This is a genomic window from Pseudothauera nasutitermitis (assembly GCF_004801295.1).
Lineage (GTDB): Bacteria > Pseudomonadota > Gammaproteobacteria > Burkholderiales > Rhodocyclaceae > Pseudothauera > Pseudothauera nasutitermitis.
In genome coordinates, this window is the sequence record NZ_SSOC01000006.1 from 339,325 (window position 1) to 361,011 (window position 21,687).

A 21,687-nucleotide genomic window follows, 5' to 3' on the forward strand; every position below is an offset into this window, starting at 1 on the left:
CGTCAGGCTCAGAAGCGCTCGAAAGCCGCCTCGTCCGCGCTTCGTGCCACCGGCTTTGCCCGCTTGGCCGCGCGCGCGTTTCCGGCGGGCTGCACCACCGGCACGGCATGGTGTTCTTCGATATGGAAGAACTGCATCAGGCTCTGCAGCTGTTCGGCCTGCGAGCCCATCTCCTCTGCGGTGGCGGCCAGCTCCTCGGAGGCCGAGGCGTTCTGCTGGGTGGCCTGGCTCAACTGGCCGACGGCCTGGTTGATCTGGGTGATGCCGCCGGCCTGCTCCTCGGAAGCCGAGGCGATCTCCTGCACCAGATCGGAGGTCTTGCGGATCGAGGGCACCATCTCGTCGAGCAGGTGGCCGGCCTTCTCGGCCATCTTCACGCTGGAGCCGGCCAGTTCGCCGATCTCCTGGGCGGCCACCTGGCTGCGCTCGGCGAGCTTGCGCACCTCGGCGGCGACCACGGCGAAGCCTTTGCCGTGCTCGCCGGCGCGCGCAGCCTCGATGGCGGCGTTCAGCGCGAGCAGGTTGGTCTGGTAGGCGATGTCGTCGATGATGCCGATCTTGTCGGCGATGGATTTCATCGCATCGACGGTTTCCTTGACGGCCTTGCCGCCGTCGGCGGCCTCGGTGGAGGCCTTGGCGGCGATGCCATCGGTGACGCGGGCGTTGTCGGTGTTCTGGTTGACGCTGGCGGTGGTCTGTTCCAGCGTGGAGGAGATTTCCTCGACGCTGGCGGCCTGCTCGGAGGCGCCCTGGGAGAGCGACTGGGCGGTGGCGGAGACCTGTTCGGAGGCGGAGGAGAGGTTGTCGGCGGCGCCGCGCACCTCGCCGATGATCTGCGAGAGGCGGCCGACCATGTCCTGCATGGCGGCGAGCAGCTGGCCGACCTCGTCGCGCGAGCGCACCTGCACGCGCACGCTCAGGTCGCCCTCGGCCAGGGCGTTGGCCACGCCCACCGCCTCGCCCAGCGGACGGGTGATGGCACGCGTGATGAAGTAGGCGAAGGCCAGCGCCAGCAGCGCGGCGGCCAGCCCCAGCGCGGCGACGGTCAGGCGCGCCGAGTGGGCCTGCGCGGAAGCCTGCGCGCCGCTCTCGCTCATGCGTGCGGTTTCGTGTTCGATCAGCGCGTGCAGCGTGGCGATGTAGGCCGCCTGCGCCGGGCGCAGCTCGCGCACCAGCACGTCGCCGGCCTCATCCAGGCGGCCGGCGTTGATCGCCTCGATGACCTTGCCGCGCGGGCCGCGATAGGCTGCGCGCGCGGTTTCCACCCGCTCCAGCAGGGCCTTGCCCTCGGGGCTGCTGACCTGGGCCTTCAGTCTGTCGAGGTTCTCGGTCACCGTCGCGCTGGTTGCCGACAGGGGCGCCAGCACGCCTGCGCGCTCCTCCGCGGTATCGGCCAGCACGGCATCGCGCAGGCCGTTGCCGGCCTGGTAGAGGCGGTCGATGACGGTGTTGGACCACACGGTCATCGGGAAGCGCTCGTTGACCGTGGTGTCGATCTCGTCGCCGAGCGCGCCGAGGCGCACAAAGCTGGTGAGGACGGTGAGCAGCAGCATCAGGATGACGATGCCGAAGGCCAGGGCGAGTTTGGCGCCGATACGCAGATTGCCGAACATGGATACGGAGTTGGGGAAGGGGGAAAGCGTTGGCGGAGGGCTCAGGCGCCGTGTTTGTCGTTGCCTTCTTCGGTGGGCAGGCGGGCGCCGACCAGCGCCAGTTGAGCCATTTCATCGACCGACAATACACGGTCGATGTTGAGGATGATGACGAACTTGCCGGCCACCTTGCCCATGCCCTGGATGAAATCGGCACGGATGCGCGCGCCGAACGACGGCGGCGGTTCGATCTCGCCGGGCGGAATCTCGAGCACTTCGTTGACGCTGTCCACGACAATGCCGATGTCCTGGCGGATTTCCGCGTCGTCCACCACCTGCGCCATCTCCACGATGACGATGCAGGTGCGCCGGGCGACTTCGGTCTGCCGGCTGCCGAAGCGCGCCGACAGATCCACCACCGGCACCACCGCGCCGCGCAGGTTGATCACCCCGCGGATGAAGGCCGGCATCATCGGAATCTCGGTGAGCGTGCCGTACTCGATGATTTCCTTGATGTTGAGGATGCCGATGGCGAACACCTCGGCGTTCAGGGTGAAGGTGAGGTACTGCTGCGAGCCCTGGTCGCTGGTGGCGAATGCGAGCGGCGCGGCGGCCGGTTGTGCGACGACTTGTCCCATGTGCGTGCGCGTCCTGTCAGAAGCGTTCGAAATCCTGCTCGTTCAGCCCGGCGGGCACCTTTGGCAGTGGCTTGCCCGTCTTCGGCTGGGGCTTGCCACCGCCGCTGCGGCGGGCAGCGGGCGGCGGCGCCTCGGCAGCGGACGGGGGCGCCGGGCTGCGGGCCGGTGCGCGGGCCGTCACGGGAGTATGGCGGACATTCGTGGCTTCGTGCTCATCGACGCGGAAGAACTGCATCAGGCTCTGCAGTTGTTCGGCCTGCGAGCCCATCTCCTCTGCGGTGGCGGCCAGCTCCTCGGAGGCCGAGGCGTTCTGCTGGGTGGCCTGGCTCAACTGGCCGACGGCCTGGTTGATCTGGGTGATGCCGCCGGCCTGCTCCTCGGAAGCCGAGGCGATCTCCTGCACCAGATCGGAGGTCTTGCGGATCGAGGGCACCATCTCGTCGAGCAGGTGGCCGGCCTTCTCGGCCATCTTCACGCTGGAGCCGGCCAGTTCGCCGATCTCCTGGGCGGCCACCTGGCTGCGCTCGGCGAGCTTGCGCACCTCGGCGGCGACCACGGCGAAGCCCTTGCCGTGTTCGCCGGCGCGCGCAGCCTCGATGGCGGCGTTCAGCGCGAGCAGGTTGGTCTGGTAGGCGATGTCGTCGATGATGCCGATCTTGTCGGCGATGGACTTCATCGCATCGACGGTTTCCTTGACGGCCTTGCCGCCGTCGGCGGCCTCGGTGGAGGCCTTGGCGGCGATGCCATCGGTGACGCGGGCGTTGTCGGTGTTCTGGTTGACGCTGGCGGTGGTCTGTTCGAGCGTGGAAGAGATTTCCTCGACGCTGGCGGCCTGCTCGGAGGCGCCCTGGGAGAGCGACTGGGCGGTGGCGGAGACCTGCTCGGAGGCGGACGACAGGTTGTCGGCGGCGCCGCGCACCTCGCCGATGATCTGCGAGAGGCGGCCGACCATGTCCTGCATGGCGGCGAGCAACTGGCCGACCTCGTCGCGCGAGCGCACCTGCACGCGTACGCTCAGGTCGCCCTCGGCCAGGGCGTTGGCCACGCCCACCGCCTCGCCCAGCGGACGGGTGATGGAGCGCGCGATCAGCCAGGCCGAGCCGCCGGCCAGCAGGATGGCCAGCGCCGACAGGGCGATCATCAGCGTGCGCGAGGCCAGGGCGATCTCGCTGGCCTGGCGGCCTTCGCTTTCCATGATCTCGCCCTGGTAGTCGATGATCTGGTTGATGCCCTGCAGATAGGCTTCCTGGGCTCTCTGCATGTCGCCCAGCAGCAGGCTCAGCGCGGCCTCGGACTGGTGGTCGAGGATCAGCGTGTTGAGGCGGCCGATGGTGCTCACGTACTGCGTGCGCACTGCGGCCAGCTCGCGCAGCAGGGCCTGCCCGCGGTCGGTGTGGATGCTGTTCTGCAGGCGCTCCAGGTTTTCGTTGATGACCGGCGTGAGTTCGGCGGAGATGCGTGCGAGTTCGCGTTCGGAGGCCGCGCGGTCGTTCAGCAGCATGGCGTTGCGGGTGTATTGCGCGGCCAGGTTGATCTGGTCAAGCACGTTGTTGGCCCACACCGTCTTCGGATAGCGGTCCGTGACGATCAGGTCGATTTCCTTGGACAGCGTGTTGAGACGCACGACGCTGATGGCCGCGATGACCACCATCAGGGCGATGACGACCCCGAAGGCGATCGACAGGCGGGCGCCGATTTTCAGGTTGGTTAGCACGGTGACTCCCTCACAAAAGATCGATCGGTTGCTGCTTGTTTTTTGGTTGTCTGTGGATGTTCAGCCGGCCACGCCGCTCCGCCCTCCGGGGCTGTAGGACAGGCTGCGCTCCTCGTCGCGCGCGGCGATCTGCACGAGCGCCTGCACGTCGAGGATCAGCGCCACCTCGCCGCTGCCCAGGATGGTGGAGCCGCCGATGCCGCGCAGGTTGCGGAACAGGTGGCCGAGCGGCTTGATGACCGTCTGGAATTCGCCGAGCAGTTGATCGACGACGATGCCGGCCTTCTGCCCGGCGGATTTCACCACCACCACGTTCTCGCGGCGCGGCGGCTCGCCGGGGATCTCGAACAGCTCGCGCAGGCGGATGAAGGGCAGCACCTCGCCGCGCAGGTTGAGGTAGTTGCGTTCGCCGCCGCCGGCTTCCAGTTCCATGCACTCGACCACCATGTCGAGCGGGATCACGTAGCCGGCGCTGCCCGCGTCGACCAGGAAGCCGTCGATGATCGCCAGGGTGAGCGGCAGGCGGATGGAGAAGCGCGTGCCCCGGCCCTCGTGGGAATCCACCTCGACGCGGCCGCGCAGGCTCTGGATGTTGCGCTTGACCACGTCCATGCCCACGCCGCGCCCGGACAGGTTGGAGACCTGGTCGACGGTGGAGAAGCCGGCCTCGAAGATCAGCGCATAGACCTCCTGGTCGCTCAATGTGTGGCCGGGCTGGATCAGCCCGCGTTCGACGGCCTTGCGCGCGATCTTCTCGCGGTTCAGGCCGCCGCCGTCGTCGACGATCTCGATGACGATGCTGCCGGAGTCGTGATAGGCGTTGAGCTCCAGCCGGCCGCGCGGCGGCTTGCTGCGCTCCACGCGGACCTCGGGCGCCTCGATGCCGTGGTCGATGGCGTTGCGCACCAGGTGCATCAGCGGGTCGCCGATCTTCTCGACCACCGATTTGTCGAGTTCGGTCTCGCCGCCGCTGATGACCAGTTCGATGTCCTTGCCGAGTTCCTTGGAAACGTCCCGTACCACGCGGTTGAAGCGGTTGAAGGTTTCGCCGATCTGCACCATGCGCAGCTGCAGTGCGGAGTCGCGGATGCTCTCCACCAGCCGGCTGACGATGGAGGTGGCCTCGGTGAGGTCGGCGTGGCCGGCGCGGCTGGCCAGCAGGTTCACCCCGGCGCCGGCGATCACCAGTTCGCCGACCAGATCGATCAGGCGGTCCAGCTTGTCGGCCTGGATGCGGATCAGGCGCGCTTCGGCGGCCTTCTTGTCGGTGACCTGCTTCTGCTTGACCACCGCGGCTTCGACCAACTCGGGCTGCACCACGCGCTGCTCGACGAGAATTTCGCCGAGCGGCGCCGGCACGGCGTCTTCCTCGGCGTTCTCGCTGCCGGCGCTCTGCGCGCGCAGGCCCTCGTCCAGTTCGGCCTGGGTCAGCGCGCCGATGCGCACCAGGATCTCGCCCAGGCGCATGTTGTCCTCGGGCAGGGCCATCATCAGTTGGATGTAGTCGGCCAGCTTGCTGCGCGGCGGCAGGATGTGCAGCACGCACTCGTCGCGCACGAAGTCGAAGACCTGTTCGATGGCGGCCTTGTCGGCGCTGGAGGCGAAGCTGATTTCGAAGCCCAGGTAGCAGGCCTCGGGGTCCATCTCGTCGGCCGGCGGCATGGCGTCGGCCAGTGTCTCCAGGCGTTCGATGCGTCCCAGGGTGCCCAGATAGCGCAGGAAGGACAGCGGGTCCATGCCGTTCTTCAGCACGTCCGGGCCGAAGCGCAGCGAGATGTGCCAGCAGTCGGTTTCCACCGCGCCGCCGCCGCTGCTCTCCAGTGCTTCGTCGGGGGCGGCGACGGGGGGCGTGGCATCCTGCGCGCCCTCGGCGGACAGCCAGTCGCGCTGCAGGCGGGCAAGCAGCGCGTCGCCATCGGCGCGCAGACCGTCGTCCGGTGCGGCAGCGCCGGATTCCAGTACGCCGATCAGGTGGCCCATGTGGTCCGAGCAGGCCAGCAGCAGGGCGATCAGGTCGGCATTGGCGGCGATCTCGCCGTTGCGCAGCTTGTCCAGCGCGCTTTCCACCACGTGGGTGAAGGCCACCAGGAACTGGCATTCGATGACGCCCGCGCCGCCCTTGATGGTGTGCGCGGCGCGAAACACCGCGCCAAGGATGTCGGCGTCGGTGGGCTGGTCTTCGAGCTGGAGCAGGGCGGCTTCCATGGCCTCCAGCTGCTCGCGGCTTTCGGTGACGAAGACGGAGGTGATCTCATCCATCGCTCAACGCGCCTCCTGCGCGGGGACCAGCATCGGATCGCCGAAATGCGCCGCCATGTTGAAGAAATCCACCACTTCGCTGACCGCCGGGCTGTGCGCGACGATGCCGGCGCGCTTGCCGAGGCGGGCGGCCTCGCGCTTGATCAGCACCAGCAACTGGAAGCCGGCGGTGTCGATCTCGCTGACCGCCGACAGGTCGAGCTCCAGCTCCTCGCAGCCGGCCAGCGCCTCGACGAGGATCTGCTTCTGGTCGGCTGCGTGATAGATGGTCATGTCCTCGACGATGGACAATCGCTGCGCGCTGGTGGCGGCTCTGCTCTGCTTGCTCATGCTCCCTCCATGGACGCGCGCCCGGCGGGCGCGCCGTCCGCTAGAACAGCTCGATTTTGGAGCCGCTGGAATCGGACGATGTGGATGCCCCGCCGCCTCCGTTCAGGCTGGCGTCGTGCGTGTTGCGCTGGCTTTCCATGACGTAGCGCGCGTACAGCTGGTCGAGGTGCTCGTTGAGCGGCACGAAGCTGAACTCCGGGTCCTCGGCCTGCTGCAGGCGGTCGGCCAAGCCGACCATGTGCTCGTCGAGGCGTTCGAGCGCCTGCGCGGTGTGTTCGATCTGCTGGCGGGTGACGTCCTGGAACTGCACGCTGGCCATGGTATCCATGAACATCGACGCGAGTTCCGCGCTGCTGTCGCGCACCGTGTCGATGACGTTGGACTGGTGGCGGAGGATGTCCTCGTAGTTCGAACCGAGCTCTTCCAGCTGGTCGGCGAACTGGCCGAGCGCGGCCTTCTCGCGGTCCAGGTTGGTGGCCGAGAGCTTTTCCTGCAGCTGCGTCTCGATGGTGATGGCAACGCCCTGGATGCCCTGATTGATCGACTGCACGGCCTTTTCGGTTTCCGCCGAGAGCTTGCGCACCTCGTCGGCCACCACGGCGAAGCCGCGGCCCTGTTCGCCGGCGCGCGCGGCCTCGATGGCGGCGTTGAGGGCGAGCAGGTTGGTCTGCGCGGCGATGTCCTTGATCAGGCGGGTCAGCGATTCGAGCGAGCGCGCTTCATTGACCACCTGCACCACGCGCTCCTGGTCGGCCTGCGCGTCGGTGATGCGCGCGTCGATGTAGTGGCGCATCTCGCCGATCAGGCGCTTGTTCTGCGCGATGTTCTCTTCCGAATGCAGCACCATCTCGTCGGATTCGGAGGAACTGGCGGTGACGAAGTCGTTGAGCCGGCTGACCACCTCGTCGATGCCCTGCAGGCGGCTGGTGATGTCGTAGGCGGCCTGCTCGGTCTGTTCGATCACGCTGGACAGCTGGTTGCGCAGCACGCCGTTGTAGGTGGGCACCGAGCGCAGCTCGTGCGACACCTCGTCGGTCACCGCCACCACGTTCTTGGTGGAATACTCCAATTGCTCCTGCACCGAGGTGAGGCCGAACATGTGGTCGCGGAAGAAGGCCAGCGATACCAGGCGCTGGGCGAAGTAGGCCACCGCGACGATCAGCGCCACGCCGACGGCGTCGCCCAGCGGCTGGGGTACCTCCATGCGGACGAGGAAATCCTCGTGGAACCATTCGTTGAGGAAGTACACCGTGGTGCCCGCCCCGGCCGCGACCACGAGGGCGACCAGGATGGAGCGTCGGAGCAGGGCGTGGAAGTCCATGGTGCGCATTCCGCAATCAACGCATGACCAGTTTGATGGTGCTCAGCAGCTGGTCGGCGGTGGCGGGCTTGACGATCCAGCCCGAGGCACCGGCGGCCTTGGCCTCTGCTTTCTTGGTCTGTTGCGATTCAGTGGTCAGGAAAAGGATCGGCAGGAAGCGGTAGGCGGGCAGCTTGCGCACTTCCTTGATGAAATCGATGCCGTTCATGCCCGGCATGTTGAGGTCGGTGATCAGCAGGTCCACCTTCACCCCGGCCTGGAACTTCTTCAGCGCTTCGAGGGCGTTGTTCGCCTTCTCGACGCCGTAGCCGGCCTTGGTGAGGATGCCGGAGATGCTGAGCAGGATCGTCGCGGAATCGTCGACGAGAAAGATGGTTTTCATGGGTGTGCGATGTCTGTGCCTGTACGTGGGAATTGGGCGGATTCACTGGGGTTTCCGGCATTCCGCCTGCCTCGCAGGAGTATATACGACGCAATGGGCGGGCGACTTTAGGCCGCACCGCCCATTGCGTGTAGGAAGTTGGGGAATTGTGTGTCGTGGTTTCGGAGCCAGGCTCAGGCGCCGTGGCGGCGCAGCCAGTCGAGCAGGCGGCGCCAGCCGTCGGTGGCCTCGGCGGCGCGGTAGCTCGGCCGGTAGTCGGCGTGGAAGGCGTGCGGAGCGTCCGGGTAGACGACGATCTCCGAGGGCTTGCCAGCCTGTTCGAGCGCCGCGCGCATGCGCTCCACGTCCGCCAGCGGAATGCCCTGGTCCTGCCCGCCGTACAGGCCGAGCACCGGCGCCTGCAGGTCGCCGGCCACGTCGACGGGGTGCAGGGGGGTGAGCGCGCCGGCCTCGCCGCCCAGCCGGCCGTACCAGGCCACCCCGGCGCGCAGCCGTGGGTTGTGGGCGGCGTACAGCCAGGTGATGCGTCCGCCCCAGCAGAAGCCGGTGATCGCCAGGCGCGCCGGGTCGCCGCCGTGCGCGGCGGCCCAGGCGGCGCAGGCATCCAGGTCGGCCATGACCTGGGCATCCGGCACCTTGGCGACGATGGTGCTCAGGATCTCGCTGATCTGTTCGATGTTCGCCGGGTCGCCCTGGCGGTAGAACAGCTCGGGGGCGATGGCCAGGTAGCCCTCATGCGCCAGCCGGCGGCACACGTCGCGGATGTGTTCGTGTACGCCGAAGATCTCCTGCACGACCAGCACGGTCGGCAGTTTGTCCTTGCCGGCCGGGCAGGCGAAATAGGCGGGCAGTGCATCGGCGCCGCTGGGGATCGTCGTGCTGCCGTGCTCCAGTCCATCGGCCGGCGTGCTGATCACGCTCTGCGCCAGCGCCGGGCGCACGGCCAGCGCGAAGCCAGCGGCGCTCAGCGTGGTGACGAAGGTCCGCCGGTCGATGCGGCTGGCCGGCAGTAGGCTGTCGAAATCGGCGGAGGTGGGGTGTTCGCGGTCGTTCATCGTGCTCTCCTCTGTGGGCTGCGCGGGGCGCGGTGGTACAAGCGCTGACCGATGGGCGGCGGCGACGTTCCGTGCGCGCCTTCAGCCGCCGGAGCGCGGCGCGAGCAGGCGTCCGGCGCGCCGCCGGGTGGTGCCGGCGAGCGCGCCCAGCCCCGCGCTGCCGTGTGCGTGGCAGATCGCGCAGGCCAGCGCGTCGGCGGCGTCCGGCCCGGGCAGGGCGGGCAGGCTGAGCAGGCGCTGCACCATGTGCTGCACCTGCTCCTTGTTGGCCTTGCCGTATCCGACCACCGACTGCTTGACCTGCAGGGCGGTGTATTCGGCCACCGGCAGATCGCACGATACCGCGCCGCAGATCACCGCGCCGCGCGCCTGGCCGAGCAGCAGGGTGGATTGCGGGTTGACGTTCACGAACACCTTTTCCACTGCGACCTGGTCGGGGGAATAGGTCTGGATGACCTCGCGCACGCCGTCGAGCAGGGTGCGCAGGCGGCCGGGCAACTCGCCGTCCTGGGTGCGGATGGTGCCGCTGGCGACGTAGCGCAACTGGTTGCCGAGCTGGTCGACGAGGCCGAAGCCGGTGATGCGCAGGCCGGGGTCGAGGCCAAGGATGCGGGTGGTGACGGAGCTGGCGGCGGTTTTCATGTGGGCATTCTAGGACGTGTTGCGTTCAGCTTCTGCGCGCCAGCCACACGCCGCAGACCGCCACCGCCATGCCGGCCATGGCCAGCGGGGCGAGGTGTTCGTCGAACATGGCCCAGGCGATCAGCGCGGTGGTCGGCGGGGTGAGATAGAACAGGCTGGCCACGTTGACCGCGCTGCCGCTGCGCAGCAGCAGGTTGAGCAGGCTCACCGCGCCGAGCGAGAGGACCAGCACCAGCCACAGCAGCGCGAAGATGAACTCCGCCTGCCAGTCGATGTGGGTGCTCTCGGTGCCCGCGGCCAGCCAGCCGGTGAGCAGCAGGCAGGGGGCGAACTGGAGGACCGTGCCGGTGCGCAGGTCGAAGCGCGGGCAGAAGCGCTTCTGGTACAGCGTGCCGGCGGTGATTGCCAGCAGCGCGGCGAGCGCCGGCAGCAGGGCCAGCCACAGGCCCTCGGCGAGCGCGTTGCCCGGGGCGGCCTTGCTGCCGACCACCAGGGCCACCCCGGTGAACCCCAGTGCCAGACCGCACCATTGGCGGGCCGATACCCGCTCGCCGAGCAGCCAGCCGGCGCCCAGTGCGGTGAGCAAGGGTTGCATGCCGACTACCAGCGCGGTCACCCCGGCGGGCAGGCCGCGGTCGATGGCGATGAACACGCCGCCCAGGTAGCCGGCATGGATCAGCACGCCGGTGGCACCGATGTGGAAGCACTCACGCGGGGTCTTCGGCCACGGGGCACGGGTGGCCAGCACCACCGCCAGCATCAGGCCGACCACCAGCAGGTAGCGCGCGGACAGGAAGGTCAGCGGTTCGGCGTAGGGCAGGCCGTACTTGGCGCCGATGAAACCCGTGCTCCACAGCAGCACGAACAACAGCGGATAGAGGGCGGAGGGGTCGAGTGAGCGCATCGGTGCAGCATGCCGCGCACGCGCCGCGAAGGAAAGGGACGCGTGTGCGCAGGCTGGCCGGTACGCCCGCGGCCGCCGCGCAAAAAGCAACGGGCCGCGCTGGGCGGCCCGTTCTGCCGGGAGTGGCGGGTAGCGTTCAGTCTTCCAGCACGGCGGAGGTATACACCTCCTGCACGTCGTCCAGCCCTTCCAGCGCGTCCAGCAGCTTCTGCATGCGCACCGCGTCGTCGCCGGCGAGCACGGTCTCGTTGAGCGGCTTCATGCTCACTTCGCCGAACTCGGCAGTGAAGCCGGCCTTCTCCAGCGCTTCCTTCACCGTGGTGAATTCCCACGGGCCGGTGAGCACCTCGATGGAGCCGTCGTCGTTGCTCACCACGTCCTCGGCGCCGGCTTCCAGCGCGGCTTCCATCAGCGTGTCCTCGTCGGTGCCGGGGGCGAACATCAACTGGCCGCAGTGCTTGAACTGGAAGGCCACGCAGCCGTCGGTACCCATGTTGCCGCCGTACTTGGAGAAGGCGTGGCGCACGTCGGCCACGGTGCGGGTCTTGTTGTCGGTGAGGCAATCGACCATCACCGCCGCGCCGCCGATGCCGTAGCCCTCGTAGCGGCCTTCCTCATAGGTCACGCCTTCGAGCTGGCCGGTGCCGCGCTTGATGGCGTTCTCGATGTTGTCCTTGGGCATCGACTCGCCCTTGGCCTTGTCCACCGCCAGACGCAGGCGCGGATTGGCGTTCAGGTCGCCACCGCCCATCTTCGCGGCGACGGTGATTTCCTTGATCAGCTTGGTGAAAACCTTGCCGCGCCGGGCGTCCTGGCGCCCCTTGCGGTGCTGGATATTGGCCCACTTGGAATGACCAGCCATGGGGATGTCCTCGATGCTGCCGTTGGTTGGATAGAGGGCGAGCATTATACAGGGGCCGGGAATCCCTGGCCGGTGTCTCGGTGGTATGCTGGGCGCGTACCGCCACGGAGACTCCCCCATGCGCATGCTGCTCGTCTGCCTGTTTGTCATGCTGTCCGGTGGCGCATCGACTGCGTTCGGCGCGCCCAGCTACCATGGCTGCGTCGATGCCGCCGGGCGCCCGGTGGTGTCCGCCGCCGATCCGTTCGCCACGGCGGTGGCACGCAGCGCCTTCGAGGCCGGCCGACCGGCCATTCTGTACAACCCGGGACTGCTGCCGCGCCTGAGCGATTCGGCCCGCCTGTTCTTCTACGCGCACGAATGCGCGCGCCACCACCTCGGCCTGCCGCTGGAGCGCCGGCTCACCGTGGAGGAAGCGCGCCGCGCCGATTGCCACGGGCTGGACGGCCTGCTGCGCTCCGGTCTGCTCGGCGCGGACGCGCTGGTGGTGCTGCAGGCCGAACTGCGCTTCGATGCCGGCGAATGGGGCGTGCTGCCGGGGCCGCCGCGCGGCTTCGACCTGCTCGGCTGCCGGCGGGCCAGCATGCTGGTCGTGCCGCCGGGTGGGCGGGAGCAATGGAACGCCTGCGCCCGGGTGTGCGCGGACACCCTGCGCTGGTGCCGGGGGGCGGATTGCCAGGCAGCCTACGACCGCTGCGCGGCGTTGTGCGATCATCGCTGAACGCTTGTAGAGAACCCTTGGAGCCCGCCATGACCGAAGCGCTGCGCATCGCCCGCGTTGCCGACCGAGACCTTCACCTGCTGCCGCGCCTGGCCAACCGCCACGGCCTGATCACCGGCGCCACCGGCACCGGCAAGACGGTCACCCTGCAGCGCCTCGCCGAGCAGTTCGCCGCCATCGGCGTGCCGGTGTTCCTCGCCGACGTGAAGGGCGACCTGGCCGGGCTGGGGGCGCCCGGGGTGGCTTCCGAGCGCCTGCTGCAGCGCCTGGCGGCGATCGGCATCCACGAATTCACGCCGAGTGCCAACAACGTGGTGTTCTGGGACGTGTTCGGCGAGGGCGGCCACCCGGTGCGCGCCACCGTCTCCGACATGGGGCCGCTGCTGCTGGCGCGCCTGCTCAACCTCAACGACACCCAGTCCGGCGTGCTGCAGCTGGTGTTCAAGGTCGCCGACGACAACGGCCTGCTGCTGCTCGATCTGAAGGATCTGCGCGCCATGGTGCAGCACGTCGGCGACAACGCGAAGCGCTTCACCACCGAGTACGGCAACGTCTCGGCGGCCTCCATCGGCGCCATCCAGCGCGGCCTGCTGACCCTCGAACAGGAAGGCGGCGAGCGTTTCTTCGGCGAGCCGATGCTCGATCTGGCCGACCTGATGCAGACTGGTGCGGACGGGCGCGGGGTCATCAACATCCTGGCCGCCGAGCGCCTGTACAACTCGCCCCGGCTGTACTCCACCTTCCTGCTGTGGATGCTCTCCGAGCTGTTCGAGCGCCTGCCCGAGGTGGGCGACCCGGACAAGCCCAAGCTGGTGTTCTTCTTCGACGAGGCCCACCTGCTGTTCAACGACGCGCCCAAGGCGCTGCTGGAAAAGATCGAGCAGGTGGTGCGGCTGATCCGCTCCAAGGGTGTCGGGGTGTATTTCGTCACCCAGAGCCCGCTGGACGTGCCGGACAGCGTGCTCGGCCAGCTCGGCAACCGCGTGCAGCACGCCCTGCGTGCGTTCACGCCGCGCGACCAGAAGGCGGTGAAGAGCGCCGCCGAGACCATGCGCGCGAATCCGGCGTTCAATGCCGCCGAGGCGATCACCGAACTGGGCGTGGGCGAGGCGCTGGTGTCCTTCCTCGACGACAAGGGTCGGCCCGAGGTGGTCGAGCGTGCCTTCGTGATCGCGCCTTCGTCGCGCCTCGGGCCGCTGGAGGCGGCCGAGCGCACGGCGGCGATCCGTGCCTCGGTGCTGTATGGCCATTACGAACAGGAAATCGACCGTGAATCGGCCTATGAACTGCTGCGCGCGCAGGCCGAAGCCGCCCAGCAGGCTGCCGGCGCGGGCAAGGCCGGCGCTCCGGCGGAAACGCAGCAGGGTTCCGCGGGCGGGCTGAACGACATCCTGTTCGGTTCCACCGGCCCGCGCGGCGGCAAGCGCGACGGTCTGGTGCAGATCGCCGCGAAGACGGTCACCCGCACCATCGGCAGTTCGCTCGGCCGGCAGATCGCGCGCGGCCTGCTCGGCTCGCTGCTGGGCGGCGGCGGGAAACGCTGAAAGCTCGGTGAAGTAAGCGCGCGGGCTGGGTTCAGGCGGCCGGCTGGGCGAGCAGGGTACGCGCGTCGAGCAGCCGGCAGGCGTCGTTCTTTGCCAGTTCGGCCAGGGCGCGGCGGGTCGCCACCAGCACCCGGGAGCTGTCCGGGTTGGCCAGCATGACCAGGCGCTGCGTGGCGCCGCTCCACACCAGGCAGCCGCGCATCGGTTCGCCTTCCGGCAGGTCCACCACCAGCCAGCTACCGGGGCCGGCGGTGGCTGCCGGGTGATGGCCGATGGCCGTGGCGGCGTAGCCGCCGTGGCTGAACAGGCGCAGGCCGTTGGGCCCCAGCGGCGCGCTCAGGCGGGCCGGATCGGGCGCTGGCTGAGGCTGAGCGGCCGGGCGCTGGCCGGCTATCAGGGCGCTGTGCAGGCTCATGCAGGGCGCCATCGCGGCCTGCCGGGCCGCTTCGTCGAGGCCCAATGCCGACAGCCCCTGATTGAGGTCGCGCACCAGCGCCGGCAGGCCGTTGAGCCAGCGCGAGCGGCCATGCGGATCCTGCGGCGGGTGGGCGCTGCGCAGCAGGCGGTCGGCCAGCTCGGCGGCGCTGCGCCATTGCGCATGGCCGTCGCCGTGGTGGTAGTGCAGACGGGCCAGCAGGGGCAGCCAGGAGCGCGTGAGGAACGTGCGGATCGCATCCGGGGTGTCGGTGCTGCTCAGGCGGTTGATCAGGTGGGTGGCCTGGATCAGCGAGTGCTCGCGGCGCTCGGCGCGTTCGGCGAGTTCCACGGCCGGAGGGCCGAGGGCGAAGGCGGCGGTGCGGCGTTCTTCCGCCAGCGCATCGGCCTCGCACAGGATTTCCTCGAGGTGCTCCGGTTGCTGCAGCGCCCGTCCGGCCAATGCCTGCAGGGTGAGCGCGGCGGGGTGCGTGGCCGGGCATTGCGGGCCGAGCGTGGCGCCCAGTGTGATCAGGCGTTCGAGCAGTGCGCGTGCCTTGCGCGTGCCCTGCACGTGGTCGGCCAGGATGCACTGGCGGAACGGTTCGCGCAGCAAGGCCAGCGCGGCGGCCAGTTGCGGGCTGATCTCCGTGCATTGCGGCAGCGCGTCGAACAGGCGATCCACGCTCTGCGCGGCGGCCTGCGCGGGCGGCAGGTCGGGTGCCGCTGGCGCGCTGGTGGGGGGCGCGACAGGTGCCGGCGGCGGAGCCGTTGGGGGCGGCGCGGGACGAGCGGGCGCGGGGGTGTTGAACGGCGCCGGGGATGCGTTGCCTGCGGGGGGGCGGGGGCGCTCCGTCTGGCGCGGCGAGATGCCGGCCGTCGACATGGTTTCGTTGAGTTCGCGGTACAGTGCGTGCAGGGTATGGCCCAGCGGTTCGGCGCAGCGTTCGAGAAAGCGCAGGCGCTGGGCGGCATCGAAACCGGCGGCGTCGGACAGCGCGCGCAGCGCGCTGCACACCGCCTCGGGGCCGACCGGGGTCTGCTCGGCGGCCGCGTCGCGCTGTTCCAGCAGGGTCATGTAGCGCTGGTGCAGGCGGACCAGCTCGGCACCGCAGCGTTCGCGCAGGCGGCGCGCCAGCGCGGTGAGTTCCAGGGTGAATTCGAGGTCGTTCTCGTGCACCAGGCTGATGCGCGAGGCGGTCAGCCCGTGTGCGCGTTCGAAGCCGCGCCGGTCGTGCAGGCCGGCCAGTTCGTCGTGGGCCTGGCCGGCGGCGTGCAGGAAGCGTTGCAGCCAGTCGCCGTGGTCGAACCCCATCGCGCGGGCGAACTGCTCCAGGCGGGCGAGCAGCGCGGTGCGGCATTGCTCGCGCAGGCGGGGCTGCAGCGGGAGGTCCTGCGCGGCGCGGGTGGGGTCGTTCATCGCGGCGGCGGTGGAATGTGGAAAAGTGTCAATTATGCCGCCAAATGCCTTTGGCGTGCCGGGTGGTCATGCCAACGCAGCGAGGGAGGAAAATGCCGATGGGGCAGGCGGTGGGTGGTTTCGGTGTCGGGCTGATGCTCGCCGTGGCGGGGGCCGCAGGGTTTTCCTTCAAGGCCATCCTGGTCAAGCTGGCCTATCAGTACCGGGTGGACGCGGAAACCCTGCTGGCGCTGCGCATGGCCTTCTCGCTGCCCTTCTTCCTGGTGATGGGCTGGCTGGCCGCGAAGCGGGCGGAGCGGGCCCTGACGGCGCGCGACTGGGTATGGATGGCGGGTCTGGGCCTGTTCGGCTACTACCTAGCGAGCTATCTGGATTTTCTCGGGCTGGACTACATCTCCGCGGCGCTGGAGCGCCTGATCCTGTTTCTGTACCCGACGGTGGTGATCGTGCTGTCGGCGCTGTTCCTCGGCAAGCCGGTGACGCGCGGCATGCTGGCGGCGATGCTGCTGAGCTACCTGGGCATCGCGCTGGCCATCGGCCACGATCTGGAGGTTTCCGGGCCCGCGCGCGAGGTGGCGCTGGGCAGCGTGCTCGTGTTCGGCAGCGCGGTGTGCTACGCGCTCTATCTGATGGGCAACGGCCAGGTGGTCGGCCGCCTGGGTTCGGCGCGGGTAACGGCGTACGCCAGCAGCTTCGCCTGTTTCTTCAGCCTGGCGCAGTTCGTCGCCCTGCGGCCGCTGGGCCTGCTGGCGGAACAGGCCTGGCAGGTATATGCCTACGCCGGATTGATGACCGTGTTCAGCACGGTGGCGCCGGTGTGGATGGTGTCGGAGGCGATCCGCCGCATCGGCGCCGGACCGGTCTCGCTGACCGGCATGCTGGCGCCGGCCATCACGATGCTGCTGGGCTGGTGGATCCTGGACGAGGCCATCGGCCCCTACCAACTGGCCGGCATGGCCATGGTGGTTGCCGGCATCGCGGTCATGGCGCGCGGACGCGGCTGACCGGGGGAAGGCTGGTTTGCGAGTGTTCGTGCGGCGCGGGGGCGTTCAGTGCCGTGCGCCCAGGCGGACGAGCAGGGCGCCTGCGCTGGCCAGCACCGCGACGCCGACCACGCCCGCCCAGCCCAGCCGGGCGAGTGCCAGCCCGCCGAGCGCCGAGCCGGCGGCCATGCCGGCGAACATGCCGGTGATCAGTACCGCGTTGATGCGGCTGCGCGCGTCCGGATCGAGGCCGTACACGATGGTCTGGTGGGCCACCAGCACGGCCTGGATGCCGAAGTCGAAACCGATCGCGCCGACCACCAGCAGGACCAGCTGGAGGTGCGCGGACAGCAGCGGCGCCAGCCACAGGATGGCGAAGGCGGTCAGGGTGAGGGCCGCGCCGAATACCGCGACCGGCCGTGGGCCGCGCCGGTCGGCCAGGCGTCCGGCCAGCGGCGCGGCCAGCGCGCCGGCGGCGCCGGCCAGGCCGAAGGCGCCGGCCGCCGCGCTGCCGAGGCCGAACTCGGCATGCAGCATGATCGCCAGCGTGGACCAGAAGGCGCTGAAACCCACCGACAGCAGCCCCTGGGCCAGTGCGGCGCGGCGCAGGGCCGGGTAGCGCCGCCACAGGCTGCCGAGCGAGCCGAGCAGGGAGAGATAGCTGGCCCGCGTGGTGGGGGCGATGTGCGGTAGGCGGTACCACATCACCACGCCGATGGTGGCCACCGGCAGCGCGGCGGCGAAGTACATCGCGCGCCAGCCGAACTGCTCGGCGACGAAGCCGCTGACCACCCGCGACAGCAGAATGCCCAGCAGCAGGCCGGTCATCACCGTGCCGACGATGCGTCCGCGCTGCGCGGCCGGTGCCAGGGTCGCCGCGGTGGGCAGGATGTCCTGCGCCAGGGTTGCGGCCAGACCCATGCCGAGGCTGGCGGCGAGCAGCAGGCCGATGCCCGGCGCGCAGCCGCTGGCGAGCAGCGCGGCGGTCAGCGCCACGGCCTTCAGCACGATGATCAGGCGGCGGTCGTAGCGGTCGCCCAGCGGGGCCAGCAGCAGGATGCCGAGGGCGTAGCCGAGCTGGGTGAACGTGGGGATCAGGCTGGTGTCGCCGGCCGTGGCGCCGAGGTCCGCGCCGAGCAGGCCGAGCATGGGCTGGCTGTAGTACAGCGAGGCCACGCTGAGGCCTGCTCCGCAGGCGAGCAGCAGGACCAGCGCGGGAGTCGGCCCGGCGTGTTGGGGAAGCGGACTGACATGCGCGCTTTGAATGTTCGACATGGGGTGAATGTGCGCCGTTGATCGGATGGTGCGATTTTTATCCGTAAATGTCTGGTGCTGTAGTAGCCTGCGGTGCAGCATTGATATACGTTGAAAGTATGAAAGAGCCGCCGATTTCGCAGGGTTCCGCCGGTGCCGACCGTGTCGAGCTGCTGCGCACCTTCGTGCGCATCGTCGAATCCGGCAGTCTGTCGGCCGCCGCGCCGCATCTTGGCACCACGCAGCCCACGGTCAGCCGCCGCCTGCAGGCGCTGGAGCGCACATTGGGGCTGGTGTTGCTGCAGCGTTCCACGCACGGCATGAAGCTCACCGGTGAGGGCGAGCGCTGCTATGCGCATGCGCGCGACCTGATCGAGCGCTGGCAGGCGATGGAGCTGGACTTGGGCGGCGCGCGGGACGAGCCGCGCGGCCATCTGCGCGTGCTGGTGCCGCATGCCTTCGGCCAGGATCAGTTGATGGCGCCGCTGACCGACTACCTGCGGCGTTATCCCGAGGTGTCGGTGGAGTGGCTGCTGCACGACCGCCGGCCGGATTTCGTCGCCGAGGGCATCGATTGCGCGGTGCAGGTCGGCGAGGTGGCCGATGCTTCGGTGGTCGCGGTGCGTCTGGCGGAGGTGCCGCGCATCGTGGCGGCCGCGCCGGGGGCCTGGGGCGATGGGGCGCCGCCCACTCGCATCGAGGAACTGGCCGCCATGCCCTGGCTGGCGCTGCGTACCTATTACTGCGACGAGGTGGCGTTGACGCGCGCGGACGATGGCCGGCGGGCGAGCTTCCCGATCCGCCCGCGCCTGAGCACGGACAGCCTGTATGCGCTGTGCGGCGCCGCGCGCGCCGGGCTGGGGGCCTGCGTGGTGTCGGCCTGGATGGCCGCCGAGGACGTCCGCCATGGACGCCTGTGCCATCTGCTGCCCGAATGGGAAGCGCCGCCCCTGCCGGTGTATCTGGCCTATCCGCACGCGCGGCACTATCCGGCCAAGCTGCGCGCCTTCAATGCCGTGATGCGCGCCTACATGCCCACCCTGACCGGCATGCGCGCGCCCACCCCGGCTTCGGCCGGGCAGGGTTGAGCGGGCGGGGTGCCCTGCCCGCGCGTGGCTCAGCCCAGCTTCAGGCGCCGGCAGATCTCGCTGGTCAGGCCGGCCTGGTTCATGCTGTAGAAGTGCAGGCCGGGCGCGCCGGCGGCGATCAGCCTCTCGCACAGCGTGGTGACCACGTCCAGGCCGAAGGCGCGGATGGATTCCGCGTCGTCGCCGTAGGCCTCGAACTTGCGCCGCATCCAGCGCGGCAGCTCGGCGCCGCAGGCGTCCGAAAAGCGTGCCAGCTTGGAGAAACTGGCGATCGGCATGATGCCGGGGACCACCGGCTTGTCGATGCCCAGCCTGCGCACCGCGTCGACGAAATGCAGGTAAGCGTCGAGGTTGTAGAAGTACTGGGTGATCGCCGAATCGGCGCCGGCATCCATCTTGCGCTTGAAGGCGGCCAGGTCGTCGGCCGGGGTGCGCGCCTGCGGGTGCCATTCCGGGTAGGCGGCGACTTCGAGGTGGAAGCGGCTGCCGGTCTCGGCGCGGATGAATTCGACCAGTTCGTTGGCGTAGCGGAACTCGCCCGGATCGCCCACGCCGGACGGCAGGTCGCCGCGCAGCGCGACGATGCGGCGGATGCCGGCGTCGGCGTATTCGCGCAGGATTTCGCGGATGCCCTCGCGCGTGGAACCGATGCAGGACAGGTGCGGAGCGGCCTCGCTGCCGGCGGCAGCGATGGCCCGCACGGTGGCGAAGGTGCGCTCGCGCGTGGAGCCGCCGGCGCCGTAGGTCACCGAGAAGAAGGCGGGCTTGAGTTCGGCCAGCTTGGCGTGGACCGCGCGCAGCTTGTCCGCGCCTTCGGCGGTCTGCGGCGGAAAGAATTCGATGGAGAGTTCAGTCTTGTGCATGTCGCATCCGGATGAAGAATTCGTGGTTGCCGTCGGTGCCGGTGATCGGCGAGTCGTACCAGCCGTGTACCGCCAGTGCGCAGGACTGCGCGGCGGCGCGCAGCTTGCGTTCGACCTCGCCGTACAGCCTGGTGTCGCGCACGATGCCGCCCTTGGCCAGCCCTTGCGGGCCGACCTCGAACTGCGGCTTGACCAGTGCGAGGATGTCGCCGCCGGCGGCGAGCAGCGCCGGCCATTGCGGCAGCAGCAGCGTCAGTGAGATGAAGCTGGCGTCGCAGACAATCAGGCCGAATCCGCCGGGCGGCAAGTGCTCGCCCAGATCGGTGGCGGCCAGATGGCGGGCGTTGAGGCCTTCCAGCGTGGTGTTGCGCGTTTCGCCGGCCAGGCGGGGATGCAACTGGCCGTGGCCGACCTCGACGCCGACCACGCGCGCGGCGCCGGCCTGCAGCAGGCAATCGGTAAACCCGCCGGTGGACTGGCCCACGTCCAGGCAGATGCGGCCGGCCGGGTCGAGCCCGCTGGCCGCCAGCGCCCCGGCCAGTTTCAGGCCGCCGCGCGAGACGTAGCGATCGGCGGCGTCCGGGGTGACCGTCAGCACGGCGGAATCCGGCAGCTCCTGCGCGGGTTTGCCCACCGCCACGCCGTCGGCCCGCACCCGGCCGGCCTCGATCAGCACCCGCGCCGCGGTGCGCGAGGCCGCCAGCCCCTGCTGCACCAGCAACTGGTCGGCGCGCGGCAGGCCGCGCGGGATCGTGGCGGGCGCCGTGGGGCGCTCGGCGGCGGGCCGGCTGCTGCGGCGGTGGAAGGATTTCATTCAGCCGAGGAAAGGATTGAGGACGGTGACTTTGCCGTATGCCTGGCCGTGGGCAAGGTCCTCGCTCACCACCGTATGGGCGCCGATGCGCTGCGCGGCGCACAGGATGGCAGCGTCCCAGTGGCTGATCTGGTGCCGTTCGCGCAGTTCCAGTGCTTCGAGTACCAGGTCCCGGTCCATGCCCTGAACGGGGCGCTGCCTGGCCAGTTGGGCGACGAGTTGCCGTGGCGCGGCGGGCGGCAGGCCGTGTCGGTGCTGGCGGGCGTTGGCGTAGAACTCCATCAGCACCTGGGTGGACAGGCCCCAGTCGTCCCGCGCGACCCAGCTGCGGGCGACCGCCTTCTTGCCGGCATGGTCGGCCGCAAGCGAGGTGGCATAGATCAGGATGTTGGTGTCGAGGAAGTAGGCGGGGTTCATCGGCGTTTGGCAGCATGCCCTTCCCGGGCGAGGTGGTCGATTTCCCGGATCAGGCCGCGATCGTTGGCCTGATCGCGGCTCAGGATGGGGGCGTCGCCCCAGCGGCTGCCCGCGACGATGCCGTCGAGTTCGGCGAGCAGGCCGGTTGGCTGGCCCCGTTCCCGGTCGGCGCGGATGATGTCGACCGCCCGCGGGCCATCGGCAAGTGCTGCGGGGTATCGCGCCTGATGCTCGGCGGCGATGCGGGCGACGGTCTTGCTGCCTGCCTCCGTTGCGTACCATCCGGCGGTCTCCGGCTGGGTGGGGGGCACGGCAGGGGCTTCCACCGCCTGTTCGATGATGGCCATTAGTTCACCCTGCAGCGAACGGTGGTTGAGCATGGCGCGCTGGCGCAGACGTTCCGCGAGCGCTTCCGGCACGTTCTTGATCGACAGGTTGGGCATGATGCTGCTCCACAATGGTTCCGCAAT

Annotated in this window: 21 protein-coding genes; 4 read left to right on the forward strand and 17 right to left on the reverse strand. The window is 69.5% G+C overall.

The window, feature by feature from the left end; translation table 11 throughout:
* Positions 1-8: 8 nt before the first annotated feature.
* From E6C76_RS17570 to E6C76_RS17620, 11 genes are all read right to left on the reverse strand, one after another.
* The gene (locus E6C76_RS17570; protein WP_136349541.1) at positions 9-1,613 is read right to left on the reverse strand and encodes a methyl-accepting chemotaxis protein; all 1,605 of its coding nucleotides are present in this window, start codon (positions 1,611-1,613) and stop codon (positions 9-11) included.
* A 41-nt stretch (positions 1,614-1,654) separates the two neighbouring features.
* Complete coding sequence (locus E6C76_RS17575) at positions 1,655-2,230, reverse strand: chemotaxis protein CheW (protein WP_136349542.1); 576 nt, start codon at positions 2,228-2,230, stop codon at positions 1,655-1,657.
* A gap of 16 nt (positions 2,231-2,246) precedes the next feature.
* Complete coding sequence (locus E6C76_RS17580; protein ID WP_168734369.1) at positions 2,247-3,944, reverse strand: methyl-accepting chemotaxis protein; 1,698 nt, start codon at positions 3,942-3,944, stop codon at positions 2,247-2,249.
* A gap of 60 nt (positions 3,945-4,004) precedes the next feature.
* Positions 4,005-6,203 carry a chemotaxis protein CheA gene (locus E6C76_RS17585; RefSeq protein ID WP_136349543.1) on the reverse strand — a complete coding sequence of 733 codons (2,199 nt, stop codon included), beginning with the start codon at positions 6,201-6,203 and terminating at the stop codon, positions 4,005-4,007.
* Positions 6,204-6,206: 3 nt separating this feature from the next.
* Positions 6,207-6,533 (reverse strand): STAS domain-containing protein, encoded by a 327-nt coding sequence (locus tag E6C76_RS17590; protein WP_136349544.1) that lies wholly within the window; start codon positions 6,531-6,533, stop codon positions 6,207-6,209.
* Between the two features lie 40 nt (positions 6,534-6,573).
* The gene (locus tag E6C76_RS17595) at positions 6,574-7,854 is read right to left on the reverse strand and encodes a methyl-accepting chemotaxis protein (protein WP_136349545.1); all 1,281 of its coding nucleotides are present in this window, start codon (positions 7,852-7,854) and stop codon (positions 6,574-6,576) included.
* A 16-nt stretch (positions 7,855-7,870) separates the two neighbouring features.
* A complete protein-coding gene (locus E6C76_RS17600) occupies positions 7,871-8,236 on the reverse strand; it encodes a response regulator (RefSeq protein WP_136349546.1) in 366 nt (121 codons plus the stop codon).
* A 173-nt stretch (positions 8,237-8,409) separates the two neighbouring features.
* Positions 8,410-9,291 (reverse strand): dienelactone hydrolase family protein, encoded by an 882-nt coding sequence (locus tag E6C76_RS17605; RefSeq protein ID WP_136349547.1) that lies wholly within the window; start codon positions 9,289-9,291, stop codon positions 8,410-8,412.
* Positions 9,292-9,372: 81 nt separating this feature from the next.
* A complete protein-coding gene (gene ruvC, locus E6C76_RS17610; protein WP_136349548.1) occupies positions 9,373-9,933 on the reverse strand; it encodes a crossover junction endodeoxyribonuclease RuvC in 561 nt (186 codons plus the stop codon).
* A 25-nt stretch (positions 9,934-9,958) separates the two neighbouring features.
* The gene (locus E6C76_RS17615) at positions 9,959-10,837 is read right to left on the reverse strand and encodes a DMT family transporter (protein ID WP_136349549.1); all 879 of its coding nucleotides are present in this window, start codon (positions 10,835-10,837) and stop codon (positions 9,959-9,961) included.
* Positions 10,838-10,973: 136 nt separating this feature from the next.
* A complete protein-coding gene (locus E6C76_RS17620; protein WP_136349550.1) occupies positions 10,974-11,699 on the reverse strand; it encodes a YebC/PmpR family DNA-binding transcriptional regulator in 726 nt (241 codons plus the stop codon).
* A gap of 118 nt (positions 11,700-11,817) precedes the next feature.
* On the opposite strand from E6C76_RS17620, the gene E6C76_RS17625 reads away from it, so the two are divergent.
* Together E6C76_RS17625 and E6C76_RS17630 are read left to right on the forward strand one after the other, a co-directional pair.
* On the forward strand, positions 11,818-12,420 hold the full coding sequence (locus E6C76_RS17625; protein ID WP_136349551.1) for a hypothetical protein: 603 nt from the start codon (positions 11,818-11,820) through the stop codon (positions 12,418-12,420).
* A gap of 29 nt (positions 12,421-12,449) precedes the next feature.
* Positions 12,450-13,964, forward strand: a complete 1,515-nt coding sequence (locus tag E6C76_RS17630) for a helicase HerA-like domain-containing protein (protein ID WP_136349552.1) — start codon at positions 12,450-12,452, stop codon at positions 13,962-13,964.
* 31 nt (positions 13,965-13,995) lie between these two features.
* On the opposite strand, the gene E6C76_RS17635 is transcribed toward E6C76_RS17630, so the two are convergent.
* Positions 13,996-15,798 (reverse strand): DUF1631 family protein, encoded by a 1,803-nt coding sequence (locus E6C76_RS17635; RefSeq protein ID WP_136349553.1) that lies wholly within the window; start codon positions 15,796-15,798, stop codon positions 13,996-13,998.
* A gap of 98 nt (positions 15,799-15,896) precedes the next feature.
* On the opposite strand from E6C76_RS17635, the gene E6C76_RS17640 reads away from it, so the two are divergent.
* Positions 15,897-16,802: a DMT family transporter gene (locus tag E6C76_RS17640; RefSeq protein ID WP_168734370.1), complete on the forward strand. Its 906-nt coding sequence runs from the start codon at positions 15,897-15,899 to the stop codon at positions 16,800-16,802.
* Positions 16,803-16,847: 45 nt separating this feature from the next.
* Here the strand turns inward: E6C76_RS17640 and E6C76_RS17645 are convergent, their stop codons facing one another.
* Positions 16,848-18,056 carry an MFS transporter gene (locus tag E6C76_RS17645; RefSeq protein WP_136349555.1) on the reverse strand — a complete coding sequence of 403 codons (1,209 nt, stop codon included), beginning with the start codon at positions 18,054-18,056 and terminating at the stop codon, positions 16,848-16,850.
* A 98-nt stretch (positions 18,057-18,154) separates the two neighbouring features.
* On the opposite strand from E6C76_RS17645, the gene E6C76_RS17650 reads away from it, so the two are divergent.
* Positions 18,155-19,123 carry a LysR family transcriptional regulator gene (locus E6C76_RS17650; protein ID WP_211090267.1) on the forward strand — a complete coding sequence of 323 codons (969 nt, stop codon included), beginning with the start codon at positions 18,155-18,157 and terminating at the stop codon, positions 19,121-19,123.
* 29 nt (positions 19,124-19,152) lie between these two features.
* On the opposite strand, the gene metF is transcribed toward E6C76_RS17650, so the two are convergent.
* From metF to E6C76_RS17670, 4 genes are read right to left on the reverse strand one after another with little or no spacing between them, the layout of a single operon-like run.
* A complete protein-coding gene (gene metF, locus E6C76_RS17655) occupies positions 19,153-19,986 on the reverse strand; it encodes a methylenetetrahydrofolate reductase [NAD(P)H] (protein ID WP_136349557.1) in 834 nt (277 codons plus the stop codon).
* Positions 19,973-20,800, reverse strand: a complete 828-nt coding sequence (locus tag E6C76_RS17660; protein ID WP_136349558.1) for a TlyA family RNA methyltransferase — start codon at positions 20,798-20,800, stop codon at positions 19,973-19,975. The genes metF and E6C76_RS17660 overlap by 14 nt, the downstream gene beginning before the upstream one ends.
* Positions 20,801-21,217, reverse strand: a complete 417-nt coding sequence (locus E6C76_RS22115) for a PIN domain-containing protein (RefSeq protein ID WP_168734371.1) — start codon at positions 21,215-21,217, stop codon at positions 20,801-20,803.
* Positions 21,214-21,660, reverse strand: a complete 447-nt coding sequence (locus E6C76_RS17670) for a FitA-like ribbon-helix-helix domain-containing protein (protein WP_136349559.1) — start codon at positions 21,658-21,660, stop codon at positions 21,214-21,216. Before E6C76_RS17670 ends, E6C76_RS22115 begins: the two co-directional genes overlap by 4 nt.
* Positions 21,661-21,687: the final 27 nt, after the last annotated feature.